Origin of the sequence: Pseudomonas sp. Hp2 (assembly GCF_006386585.1) — a bacterium.
Lineage (GTDB): Bacteria > Pseudomonadota > Gammaproteobacteria > Xanthomonadales > Xanthomonadaceae > Pseudomonas_S > Pseudomonas_S boreopolis.
In genome coordinates this window covers 812,096-823,660 of record NZ_VAHJ01000002.1, presented here as the reverse complement: position 1 = coordinate 823,660, position 11,565 = coordinate 812,096, and the positions used below count along the sequence as shown (strand labels likewise).

11 protein-coding genes and 2 pseudogenes are annotated in these 11,565 nt (G+C 70.3%); all 13 read right to left on the bottom strand.

Annotated elements, in window-relative coordinates; all coding sequences use genetic code 11:
* Positions 1-40: 40 nt before the first annotated feature.
* The 13 genes and pseudogenes from FD678_RS08905 to FD678_RS08850 all read right to left on the bottom strand — a co-directional run bounded on the left by FD678_RS08905 (position 41) and on the right by FD678_RS08850 (position 11,518).
* Positions 41-412 carry a hypothetical protein gene (locus FD678_RS08905; protein WP_140721553.1) on the bottom strand — a complete coding sequence of 124 codons (372 nt, stop codon included), beginning with the start codon at positions 410-412 and terminating at the stop codon, positions 41-43.
* A 163-nt stretch (positions 413-575) separates the two neighbouring features.
* Positions 576-1,061 carry a chemotaxis protein CheW gene (locus FD678_RS08900; RefSeq protein ID WP_140721550.1) on the bottom strand — a complete coding sequence of 162 codons (486 nt, stop codon included), beginning with the start codon at positions 1,059-1,061 and terminating at the stop codon, positions 576-578.
* Between the two features lie 197 nt (positions 1,062-1,258).
* Complete coding sequence (locus tag FD678_RS08895; RefSeq protein ID WP_140721547.1) at positions 1,259-2,053, bottom strand: flagellar brake protein; 795 nt, start codon at positions 2,051-2,053, stop codon at positions 1,259-1,261.
* 21 nt (positions 2,054-2,074) lie between these two features.
* Positions 2,075-2,941: pseudogene (locus FD678_RS20850) on the bottom strand (methyl-accepting chemotaxis protein); the annotation flags it as partial.
* 474 nt (positions 2,942-3,415) lie between these two features.
* Positions 3,416-3,661: pseudogene (locus FD678_RS20845) on the bottom strand (PAS domain-containing protein); the annotation flags it as partial.
* A gap of 640 nt (positions 3,662-4,301) precedes the next feature.
* A complete protein-coding gene (locus FD678_RS08885; protein ID WP_140721541.1) occupies positions 4,302-4,796 on the bottom strand; it encodes a hypothetical protein in 495 nt (164 codons plus the stop codon).
* Between the two features lie 388 nt (positions 4,797-5,184).
* On the bottom strand, positions 5,185-7,173 hold the full coding sequence (locus FD678_RS08880) for a chemotaxis protein CheA (protein WP_140721538.1): 1,989 nt from the start codon (positions 7,171-7,173) through the stop codon (positions 5,185-5,187).
* Positions 7,174-7,227: 54 nt separating this feature from the next.
* Positions 7,228-7,593: a response regulator gene (locus FD678_RS08875; protein WP_140721534.1), complete on the bottom strand. Its 366-nt coding sequence runs from the start codon at positions 7,591-7,593 to the stop codon at positions 7,228-7,230.
* Positions 7,590-7,898, bottom strand: a complete 309-nt coding sequence (locus tag FD678_RS08870) for an STAS domain-containing protein (protein ID WP_140721531.1) — start codon at positions 7,896-7,898, stop codon at positions 7,590-7,592. Before FD678_RS08870 ends, FD678_RS08875 begins: the two co-directional genes overlap by 4 nt.
* 110 nt (positions 7,899-8,008) lie before the next feature.
* Positions 8,009-9,025, bottom strand: a complete 1,017-nt coding sequence (locus FD678_RS08865) for a chemotaxis protein CheW (protein WP_218569588.1) — start codon at positions 9,023-9,025, stop codon at positions 8,009-8,011.
* Positions 9,022-9,804, bottom strand: coding sequence for a ParA family protein (locus tag FD678_RS08860; RefSeq protein WP_140721528.1), 783 nt, complete (start codon positions 9,802-9,804; stop codon positions 9,022-9,024). Before FD678_RS08860 ends, FD678_RS08865 begins: the two co-directional genes overlap by 4 nt.
* Positions 9,804-10,778, bottom strand: coding sequence for a flagellar motor protein MotD (gene motD / locus FD678_RS08855; RefSeq protein ID WP_218569587.1), 975 nt, complete (start codon positions 10,776-10,778; stop codon positions 9,804-9,806). The genes FD678_RS08860 and motD overlap by 1 nt, the downstream gene beginning before the upstream one ends.
* Positions 10,778-11,518, bottom strand: a complete 741-nt coding sequence (locus FD678_RS08850; RefSeq protein WP_140721525.1) for a flagellar motor protein — start codon at positions 11,516-11,518, stop codon at positions 10,778-10,780. Before FD678_RS08850 ends, motD begins: the two co-directional genes overlap by 1 nt.
* Positions 11,519-11,565: the final 47 nt, after the last annotated feature.

Below are 11,565 nucleotides of genomic sequence, written 5' to 3'. Positions count from 1 at the left end.
GAGCCCGCCGCCGGCGGCCGGCGGCGGGGGCAGGAAAGGATTACTTGATCGTGGCCAGCTTCAGGCTCGACGGCGAGCTGACGTCGATGGCCGCGCGCGAGCTGTCGCGCTCGATCTTGCCGATCACGCAGATGTCCTTGCCCTCGAGCGACTCGGGCGGGAAGCTGAACTTGCCGCGGTCGGAACCGGCGATGCGCGCCGAGAAGGTGTGGCGGGGGAACATGCCGCCCATGTAGAGGAAGGTCGGCTCGCCTTCCGAACCCTGCGCGTACTTGGCCTTCTCGACCTTGCCGCAGACCATGCCGTCCTTGCCCACGAACCGGGAGGCCATTTCCGGCGGGATCATTTCCTGCGACTGCGCGAACGCGGTGGAAGCGACGGCGGCGAGGACGAGGGGAAGCAGGGATTTCATCGGTGTTCTCCGGAATACGATACGGGTGGGGCGAGCCTCCGCGACGGAGGTCCTTGCCGGTGCTATCGGCGTGGTTGTCGGCATCTTGACCGGGCGATATGTGATTTCCATCACTTTTTCACGCATGCGTCACGCGGCTGTCGGGAATGTCCCGACAGCGCGCTCAGGCCGCTTCTTCCGCGGTTTCCTGCTGGGCGAGGTCGGCGCTGTCGAGCAGGCTTTCGATATCCAGCAGGATCAGCATGCGATCGCCTTCCGTGCCGATGCCGGAGATGAAACGGGTGTCGACCGCGGCGCCGAATTCCGGCGTGGGGCGGATCTGTTCGTCGGACAGCGCGATCACGTCGGACACGCTGTCCACCACGATGCCGACCACGCGGCTGTCGACGTTGAGGACGATCATCACGGTGAAGGCGTCGTAGCGCGCTTCCTTCAGCTTCAGCTTCAGGCGCAGGTCGATGACCGGCACGATGGTGCCGCGCAGGTTGATCACGCCCTTGATGTAGTCGGGGGCGTCGGGCACGCGGGTGACGGTGTCGTAGCCGCGGATCTCCTGCACCTTGAGGATGTCCACGCCGTAGTGTTCTTCGCCGAGGGCAAAGCTGAGGAATTCGCCGCCTTTGCCGGCGGTGGGGGTCTTGTCGTTCATGGCGGCTCCAGCGTGCGCTGCGAAGGCAACGGGGGTTCTGTCCGATCCTGATCGGCTGGAGCGGCGGCAACTTTAGGGCCTGGCGTAAGGTGGGGCTGGCGTTCCCATCGGAGCGAGGGGCGTGGCCGGGATGGGGCGCCGAAGGAGGAATGCGTCGTGGCAGGGACTCCAGCCCCGACGGGTCTTGCCGGCGTGGTTCAGAACACGCCGCTTTTGCGCGCGTTGCGCTGCCGGTCCACGCGGAAGATGTAGCGCTGGATCGCCTCGCCGGCGCCGCGCGGGAGGTCCGTGAACTGCAGGCCCATGCGGATGCTTTCCTGGCCGTTGGGCAGGGTCTGCCGGAACTGGTTGCATGCGGTCAGCGGCAGCGCGATCGGGTCCTGGTCCGGGAGCTTCAGCACGCAGTCGCGGCAGGTGCGGTGGAGTTCCGGCAGCGGCATGCCGGGGGCGAGTGCGACGGCCAGCCCGCCGCCGCTGATGTCGATGACGCGCAGGTCCAGTTCGATCCTGCGCCCGCTCTCGTGTTCGAAGCGGAGCAGGCAGCTGGGCGACTCGGTGACCGGCGTTTCCAGCCGGTAGTGCTCGCGGCGCTGCAGGTAGTAGAAGGCGTCCGGCAGGGGCGCGCGAAAGGCGACATGGGCGTCGCGCTCGATCCGCCGGTGGCCGGCGACGCGGAAACGGACCCGCACGCGTTCGAGCTGGGCGAAGCAGAGCAGGTAGCCGGCCTCCGCCGCCGCCCGGTTGGAGGCTTCCTGCGGGCTGCCATCGAGGATCAGCCAGGCCTGGTCGCCGGCGTCCTCCACGTCGAGCACGGCGGTGGGGAAGAACAGGTCGCGGCCGCCGACGTGGGCGGTGATCAGCGAGCGCTGCTGGACCAGCGACTGCAGCAACCCCCGGATCTGGCGAGGGTTGCGCACCAGGTATTTCTCGTCGCCCTCCGCGCCCTCGCCGGGCGCGTCTCCTGGGGCTTCGGAAGCGTTGCCTTCGGCCATGGACCCTGGACGCTGCAGGCGTTATCGCGGATTGAAGTTGACCACGGTATCGGCCGTCCGCTCGGTTCTTGAAGGGCCGCGCCGCGCCGCCTGCGCCAGCAGTGCGTCGACGCCGTCCTCCCCGAGCCGGAACAGCGCGACCGCGTCGACCAGCTGGCTGGCCTGGTGTTCCATCGCCTGCGCGGCGGCGGAGGCCTCCTCGACCAGGCTGGCGTTCTGCTGGGTGGATTCGTCCATGTGCGCCAGGGTCCGGTTGACCTGGTCGATGCCCGCGCTCTGCTCCTGCGAGGCGCCGGAGATCTGCGCCATGATGTCGGTGACGCGCTGCACGCTGGCGACGATCTCGCCCATGGTGGCGCCGGCCTGCTTGACCAGCGCCGCGCCGCTTGCCACCCGGCCGGTCGAGTCGTCGATCAGCCGCTTGATCTCCCCGGCCGCGGCGGCCGAGCGCTGGGCGAGGGTGCGCACTTCGCTGGCGACCACGGTGAAGCCGCGGCCCTGTTCGCCTGCGCGCGCGGCCTCGACGGCGGCGTTGAGGGCCAGGATGTTGGTCTGGAAGGCGATGCCGTCGATGACCGAGATGATCTCGGCGATCTTCTTCGAGGACGCCTCGATCTCGTCCATCGTGGCGACGACCCGGCCGACCACCGTGCCGCCCTCCGAGGCGACGCTGGCGGCGCCCTGCGCGAGCTGGTTGGCCTGGCGGGCGTGCTCGGCGTTCTGCTTGACCGTGGAGGTCAGTTCTTCCATGGCGGCCGCGGTCTGCTCCAGCGCGGCCGCCTGCTGCTCGGTGCGGCGGGCGAGGTCGCTGTTGCCGGCGGAGATCTCCGCGGCGGCGGTGTCGATCGCCAGGGCGGAGTCCTTGATCCGCCGCACGATGCCGGCCAGTTGCTCAGCGGTGCTGTTGGCGTCCTCGCCGATCCGTGCGAACACGCCTTCCAGGCCGCCCTGCATGCGCGCGCCGAGGTCGCCGTGCGACAGCGAGGACAGCAGGGCGGAGATGCCGTCCAGCGCATGCGCGTTGTTGTCCAGCAGCTCGTTGAGCTGTTGCGCCAGTTGGCGGAAGAAGCCCTGCTTGCCGTCCAGCGCGACGCGGTCCTTGAGGTTGCCGCGGGCGGCTTCGCGGACGATGCGGGCGACTTCCTCTTCCACCTGCACCTCGGCGGTACGGTCGGCCCATTCCACGACATAGCCGAGCCGCTCGCCGGCGGCATCGGCGACCGGGTTGATGATCAGCCGCATGTTGCGCCCGCCGACCTTGATCTGGGCGCGGTGCGTGCCGCTCAGCCGGTCGAGCAGTCGGGCCTGGTGCTCGGGATGGCGGTGGAACTGGTCGATGCTGCTGCCGAGCAGCCGGGCGGCGTCGAAGCCGGGGAGGTCGCGGCGCAGGTCGTCCTGGGCCTCGGCCAGCATCGCGGCCAGCGGGCGGTTGACGTAGACGATCGTGCGTTGCGCATCGGCGATCATCACGTGGGTGGTGACGTTGTCGAGGGCGCTGCGCAGGCGCAGGCTCTCGCAGTGCTCGCGTTGCTGCTGCGCATGCTGGCGCAGCAGCTGGTCGCTGGCGGCCGCCAGCGTGTGCGCCAGCGAACCTTCCGGGAAGTCCATGCCATGGAACTCCTCGGGCAGGGGCTGTTCCTGGGCGATGTTGCGGGCGGCGCGCGCGAGCGCGCGCGGATCGTGGCCGACCGAGCGCAGCTGCCTGCGCATCGGCACCGCCATCATCGCCAGGATCGCGGTTTCGACGATCACGGCGCCGGCGTGGATGAGCAGGACGCCGAACCCGGTGCCGGGCGCGAACGCCCGCAATGGCCAGCCTTGGCGCTGCAGCCAGAAGAACGCCAGGTGGTGGACCGCGATCGCCGCGGCCGCGACGACGATCGGGCGCCAGTCGCGGTAGTACACCAGCAGCGCGATCGCCATGATGACCACGAAATGCACTTCGGCCATGCCGCCGGACTGGTGGATCAGCAGCGCCGACAGCGCCATCAGCACCAGGGCGATGGTGCAGCGGCTCAGCAGCGTGCCCGGGTACAGCAGGTGCTGCCCGGCGGCGACGGCCAGCGAGGGCAGCGCCACGATCAGGAACGGCCACCACTGGCCCAGCCAGGCGGCCGCGACCAGGCTGGCAAACACCAGCAGCCCGCCCAGGCCCAGGAACAGGCGATCGGCGCTGACCGCCAATTGCCGCAGGTACGGAAGCGATTCGTCGTTGGCAGGTCTGGCTGCTGGGTGGCTGGACCGCATGTCATGGCTCCTTGTGACATTGGCAGGTTGGAGGAACGATCAGCGCCCGCCCGGGCCGGGAGAGCAGGGCAGGCAACAGCGTGTCCAGCGCGATCGGCGCGCCGCAACCGATATCCACGAGGGCAGGGCCGGCATAGACCAGCCGGGCCGGCGGCGCGAGCACCAGGACCGGATAGCCGATGTCGCTGGAAGCGGTGCCCAGGTCGAGCGCCGGAACGGACCGGAGCAGCGCGGCCTGCAGGCGGGACACGCCGGTGTCGGCGCGGCAGCGGCATTCGCCCGAACGTGCCAGGAAGACGGTGGCTCTTGCGAGGTCGCGCGCGGCGGGGCTGTGGGCTTGCAGGCGCGCCACGATGGCGGCCGCATCCTCCTGCGCGCGGACGGGAGCCAGCAGGGTCCGGAAGGCCGGGACCAGCCAACCGAGCCAGAGCGCCAGCAATGCGATTCCGAACCACGGCGCCAGGCGTGGCGCAAAGACGTACCGCATGACGGCCATCGCCCATCCCTCCCTGCACGGTCCTCGTCCGGGTCACGGCCTGATCGGCGCCAAGCAAGAAAGGTTGAGCGTCATGTCACGGCTTTGTAACTGAGCGCACAGATTGCTGAATTCACCTTTGGCAAGGCCATGTGAAGCCAGGGGGCAAACGATGGCCGGGGATCGATCCGGCAGGTGCAGCGATGCAGTGCCGGAGGCATCGTGGCCTGCGATCGCGCCCGCAGAGGACGTCAAGTCATCGGGCCGTGCCTCGCCAAAGGCGGCGAATCGCGGGGGAAGGCATGGCGATGCGGCCGGGCGGAAGGTCGTACCGCGCGGGCGCGGCCTTGCCGGCAGGATGTCGTCGCGGCTGGGCGCCGCTCCGCGGACGCGGAGCCGAGGCTGCGCGCTACGCGGCCTGCGGTACCCGCAGCGAGCGCACCAGGCCGCCGATGTCCGCGATCAGCGCGACGCGGCCGTCGCCGAGGATGGTCGCGCCGGACACGCCGGCGATGCGTCGGTAGTTGTTCTCGATGTTCTTGACCACCACCTGCTGCTGGCCGACCAGTTCGTCCACCTCCAGCGCGATCTTCTGGCCGTCGCCCTCGACCACGACGACCAGCGGCTCGCCGCCTTGCCGACCGTCGTAGCCGTAGTAGTCGCTGAGCGAAAGGATCGGCAGGTACTCGCCGCGCACGCGCAGGACGCGGCCTTCGCCGGCCATGGTGCGCACGTCGGCGGCCTGCGGCTGCAAGGCCTCCAGCACGTAGGCGAGCGGCAGGATCAAGGTTTCGCCGGCGACCGAGACGATCATGCCGTCGAGGATGGCCAGGGTCAGCGGCAGCCGGATCAGGGTGCGGGTGCCGAGGCCGGCATTGCTTTCGATCTGCACCTCGCCGCCCAGCGCCTGGATGTTGCGACGGACCACGTCCATGCCGACGCCGCGGCCGGACAGGTCGGTGACGGCATCGGCGGTGGAGAAGCCCGGGGCGAAGATCAGGTCCCAGACCTGCGCGTCGGTGGGGTTCTCGGGCACGGCCAGGCCGCGCTCGCGCGCCTTGGCCAGGATCTTCTCGCGGTTGAGGCCGCGGCCGTCGTCGCTGACCTCGATGACGATGTGGCCGCCCTGGTGGGAGGCCGCCAGCGTGATGGTGCCGGTCTCGTCCTTGCCGGCGGCGCGGCGCGCGTCCGGCAGCTCCAGGCCGTGGTCGATCGAGTTGCGCACCAGGTGCACCAGCGGGTCGGCGATCTTCTCGATCAGTCCCTTGTCCAGCTCGGTGCCTTCGCCGATGGTGCGCAGGCGCACCTGCTTGCCCAGGCGCGTGGACAGGTCGCGGACCAGGCGCGGGAAACGCCGGAACACCGCGTCCACCGGCAGCATGCGCACGCTGATGACGGCTTCCTGGATGTCGCGGGTGTTGCGTTCGAGCAGTTCCAGGCCGGCGACCAGGCGCTCGGCGACGGCGGGATCCAGGCCGCTGGAGACCTGCTTGAGCATGGCCTGGGTGATGACCAGTTCGCCGACCAGGTTGATTAGCGCGTCGACCTTGTCGACGCTGACCCGGATGGAGGTTTCCGCTTCCTGCGCGCTGCCGGCCGCGGCCGGGGCAGCGGGAGAGGCTGGGACGGCGGCAAGGGCGGGGGCGGGCGCGGCGGCGGCCGGTTCCGCCACGGGCGTGGCTTCGACCGCCGACGGCGGGTCCATCGGACGGATGTCCAGCTCGCAATCGTCGACCACCCAGGCGAAGGTGTCCTCGATCTTGCTGCGCGGGACCTTGCCGAGCAGGCCGAGGTCCCAGGCGATGTAGGCCTCCAGCGGGTCGATCTGCTCGAAGCCGGGCAGGCGTTCCAGGCGCGCGGCGACCTGCAGCGGGCCGAGGCTTTCGAGTTCGCGGATGATGCGCAGCGGGTCGTTGCCGCTCATGAACAGCGATGGCGCCGGCGTGAAGCCGATGTGCCAGGCCTCCGGCGCTTCTTCCTTCGCGGCGGCCGGCGGGGCAGGCGTGGCGGCGCCGGACAGCACGGCGTCGAGGCGCTCCAGTACCGCCCGCACCGCGGTCGGGTCGGCCGGCTGGTCGTGCTCGGCCTCGCGCAGCAGCGCGCGCAGCACGTCGACCGAGCCCAGCATGGCGTCGATCGCGGCGGCTTCCAGCGCGCGCTTGCCGGCGCGCAGCTCGTCGAGCAGCGTTTCCAGCACGTGCGTCAGCCCGGCGATCGACTCGAAGCCGAACGTGGCGGCGCCGCCCTTGATCGAGTGCGCGGCGCGGAACACCGAGTTGATGGTCTCCGGATCGGTGGTGCCGCCTTCGAGCGACAGCAGGCCGGCCTCCATCGCGTCCAGCCCTTCGCGGCTTTCCTCGAAGAAGGTGGCGTGGAAGCGTTGCAGGTCCATGCTCATGGCGCGGAATCCGGATCGTGGGAGTCGACGGCGGGTATCGGGGCGTGGCGGGCCCTAGCCCAGCACCTTCTGGACGGTGGCGACCAGTTGCTCGGGATTGAACGGCTTGACCAGCCAGCCGGTGGCGCCGGCGGCCTTGCCTTCGGACTTCTTCTCGGCGGCCGACTCGGTGGTCAGCATCAGCAGCGGGGTGAACTTGTAGTCCGGCAACTGGCGCAGCTCGCGGATCAGCGCGATGCCGTCCATGTTGGGCATGTTGACGTCGGTGACCACCGCGTTGAACTTCTCGCCCTTGGCGCGGCCGAGGGCGATCGCGCCGTCCTCGGCTTCTTCGACCGCGAAACCGGCCGAGGTGAGGGCGAAGGACACCATCTGGCGCATCGACGCCGAATCGTCCACCACCAGGATACGTGCGCTCATGCGGCGTTCTCCACAGATTTCAGGTTGTCGTTGGATGCGGGCAGGCCGAGCGTGTGGGCCACGCCGAGCAGGCGCACCGCGTCCTTGAAGATGTCGTTGCAGCCATCGAAGCCGGTCCGCAACCCCGCCTTGCGGCGGCTGTCGACGAAGGCGCACAGCACCTGCACGCTGGCGGTATGGATGCGGCGGACCTGGCCGGCATCGAGCATCAGCTGTCCCGCCTCGGCGAGGTAGGGCGCGAGCTTCTGCTTGAGGTCGGCGCTGGTCTCGATGCCGAGATCCTCGCCCAGTGACACTGTGCTCATCGGTGCTCCGGAAAGACGATTGCCCAGGCGGTATCGGCAGGAAGCGGCCAAGCTTGAGGGGGAATGTCGATGTGCGAAGCGGGCCGGGGGCGTGGCCCCGGGGCCCGGCGTCACTGCAACAGCTGCGAGGCATCCAGCAGGATCACAGGGCGCTGGCCGAGGCGTGCCACGCCGCGGAAGAACTGGTTGGAGATCTTGCACAGGCGGGTGTTGTCCGGCGGCTCGATCTGCTGGTCGGTCAGGGTGGTGACGTCCTCCACGGCCGAGACCCGCAGGCCCATCGTCTCGCCCTGTTCCTCCAGGACCACCACGCGGGTATCGGGATCGGCCGCGACCGGCTGCGAGCCCAGGTACAGGCCGAGGTCGAGCACGGGCACCACCAGCCCGCGCAGGTTCATGATCCCGAGCATCGAGCGCGAAGTGCCGCGCAGGCGCAACAGCGGGGTCGGCAATACCACTTCCTGCACCTTCAGCAGTTCCAGCGCATAGGCCTGTTCCCCGCAGCGCAGCCGCAGCCAGCGCGAGCTGCGTTCGGCGGGCTGCGGCGGGACCTGCGCGCGGTCCGCGTCGTCGGGGCGGAACAGGGCCTGGATGTGCGGCGGCAGCCGGGCGGGCTGCCCCGCTGCCGACCGGGCCGGCAGCCGGGACTTGGACATCGCCGGCGGGTTCGTGGCGGCCTTGCTGCGCGCGGGCGCGCTTTCGAGGGCGGCGGGCTTGGCGGGCGCGAACGCGGGGTCGTTCTCCATTTCCGCGATCAGGTCGGCGGCCATGGGATCGACGAGTGCCGGAGCGCTCGCCACCCCGGCGACCGGGGCCTTGGCCCGATCGGCCGGTGCATCGGCGAAGGCGGGATCGGCCAGCATCTCCGCGATCACGTCCGCGCCGACATCCGCGGGTGCGGGGGCTTCGGCGGCGAAAGCCGGGTCGGCCATCATCTCGGCGATCACGTCGTCGGCGATCGTTGCGGCGGACGCGTCCGGGCCCGCGGCGAGCGTGGGGTCTCCGCACGCGGCGGCAGGCACCTCGCCGGTCGCGGATGCGGCCGCCGGGGGCGCCTGCGCGGCACTGCAGGCCACCGCCTGCAGCAGGCCGTCCAGGTATTCGTCGAGCACCTCGGTGCCGTTCACGCGGCCTGCTCCATGCGCGCGGCGTCGTTGGCGAGCATCCACTCGAGCGCGCGGCGGTACGCGGCCAGGCCGCGGCCCGGATAGTCGTCGGTGCTGGCCGGCGCGGTCAGCAGGTCGACGTTGCTGATGCGGGTGTCGACCGGGATCGCGTCTTCCCACACGCGCTCGCCGTAGCGGGCCTGCATCTCCTTGAGCGACTCGTGGCCGGCGCGGGTGCGGCGGTCGAACAGGGTCGGCAGGATCGACAGCGGAAGCTCGCGCCGGCGCGAGCGCTGCACCATGTCGGCGGTGCGCACCATGCCGGCCAGGCCGTGCAGCGCCAACGGCTCCGCCTGGGTGGGGATCACCAGGTGGTCGGCCGCGGCCAGCGCGTTGATCATCAGCAGGCCGAGCGTCGGCGGGCAATCGAGCAGGATGTAGTCGTGCGCACGGCCGTGCCGTGCCAGGGCGTTCTGCAGGGCCAGGCCGAGGCCGGGCTGGTTGGCGCTGCGCCGCTCCAGCGTGGCCAGGGCGGGTTGCGCGCAGACGTAGGCCAGGCCCGGGATGTCGCTTTCGCGCAGCAGCGTGGACAGGTCGGCGGGCGGGGTGCCGAACAGGTCGAGCACGCCACGCGGCGGCGGCTCGGCCGGCACGCCGAAGGCACGGGTCAGCGAGGAGTGCGGGTCCAGGTCGACCAGCAGCACGCGGTGTCCGAGCGCGGCCAGGCCGCGGCCCAGGGCCAGCGTCGTGGTGGTCTTGCCCACGCCGCCCTTCTGGTTGGCGATCGCCCAGATGCGCATCAGTTCACTCCTTCGATGACCGCGGGAACGCTCTTGACGCCGCGGTTGCCGGGAACGACCCCGGCGGTTTGCGATTCGGTTGCCTTGGTGGAGTCCGGCGACGTCGCCTGCAACGGCGGCGTCAGTTCCGGGGCGAGGCTGGCGTCGGAGTCGGCGAGGATGATCAGCACCACCCGCCGGTTCGCGTTGCGACCGGCCTCGCTGGCGTTATCGGCACGCGGGCGGAATTCTCCATAGCCGACCATCGCCAGCCGCTGCGGCGCGATGCCCTCGTCGACGAACAGGTGCACCACGCTGGCGGCCCGTGCCGTGGACAGCTCCCAGTTGGACGGGAACTGCGCGGTGGCGATCGGCTGGTTGTCGGTATAGCCCTCCACGCGCACGCCGTTGGGCGCCTCGCGCAGGACCGTGGCGAGCTTGGCCAGGGTGTCGCGGGCATTGCGGTCGAGCAGGGCCGAGCCGGTCGCGAACAGGATGTCGCTGTGGATCTCCACCTCGATCCACAGGTCGTGGCGGCGCACGGTGATCAGCCGGGCGTCGACCAGCGGGGCCAGCGCGCGGGTGAGTTGCCGGGCGACCTGGTCCATCTGCCGCTGCGCGCGCGCCAGCCGGTCCTGGTCGCGCAGCGACACCGGCATGCGCATCTGCGAAGCCATCGACGGCAGCAGGGTGGGGTCGGGCGCCGGCGACGGCGCGGTCGGCCCTTCCTTGGCGCCGGACTTGATCGGCGAGGGCCGGTCCCAGTCGGACCCCTGCAGCTGGTGGTTGCCGACCTGCACCGGGTTGATGGTGCGCGGGGCGCCGCCGAACGCGGCGGTCAGCGCGTCGGCCATCACGCGGTACTTGCCCTCGTTGATCGAGGAGATCGCGTACATCACCACGAAGAAGGCGAGCAGCAGCGTCAGCAGGTCCGCGTACGGGATCGCCCATGCCTCGTGGTTGTGGTGCTCTTCGTGGTGCTTGCGGCGGGCCATCAGTGCAGGAAACCGGCCAGCTTGGCCTCGATGTTGCGCGGGTTCTCGCCGTGCGCGATCGCGATCAGGCCCTCGATGACCATCTCGCGCTCGTTGCTGGCGTGGTGGATCACGCTCTTGAGCTTGGCCGCGACCGGCAGGAACAGCAGGTTGGCCGAGGCGATGCCGTAGATGGTGGCGGTGAAGGCGGCGGCGATGCCGTGGCCGAGCTTGGACGGGTCGGCCAGGTTCTTCATGACCGCGATCAGGCCGAGCACGGCGCCGATGATGCCGAGCGTGGGCGCATAGATGCCCATGCCTTCGAACACCTTCGCCGCGGCGAGGTCCTGCCGCTCCTGGTTGGACACTTCGATCTCCAGCATGTGGCGCATGGTTTCCGGTTCCACGCCGTCGACCAGCATCTGCAGGCCCTTGCGCAGGAAGGCGTCGTCCTGGCCGTCGAGCTGGCTTTCCAGGCCGAGCAGGCCCTGGCGGCGCGCGATGTTGCTCCATTCCAGGATCTGCGCGAGCAGCGCCTCGCGCTGGCTGGCCGGCGGGTTGAACACCCAACCGACGATCCGGAAGGCGCGGCGGAAGATCGCCGGCGAGGTGTGCAGCAGGATCGCCGCGAGCGTGCCGACGATGACGATCAGGAAGGCGGCGGGCGACCACAGCGAGGCCAGGCCCGCGCCCTTCAGGACGCTGCCGCCGACCACGGCGATCAGCGCCAGCACGATACCGGTGAGACTGAGCTTGTCCATGCAAGCGGTATCGGCGCGGGTGCGGGGGACTTGATAGCGCTTCATAG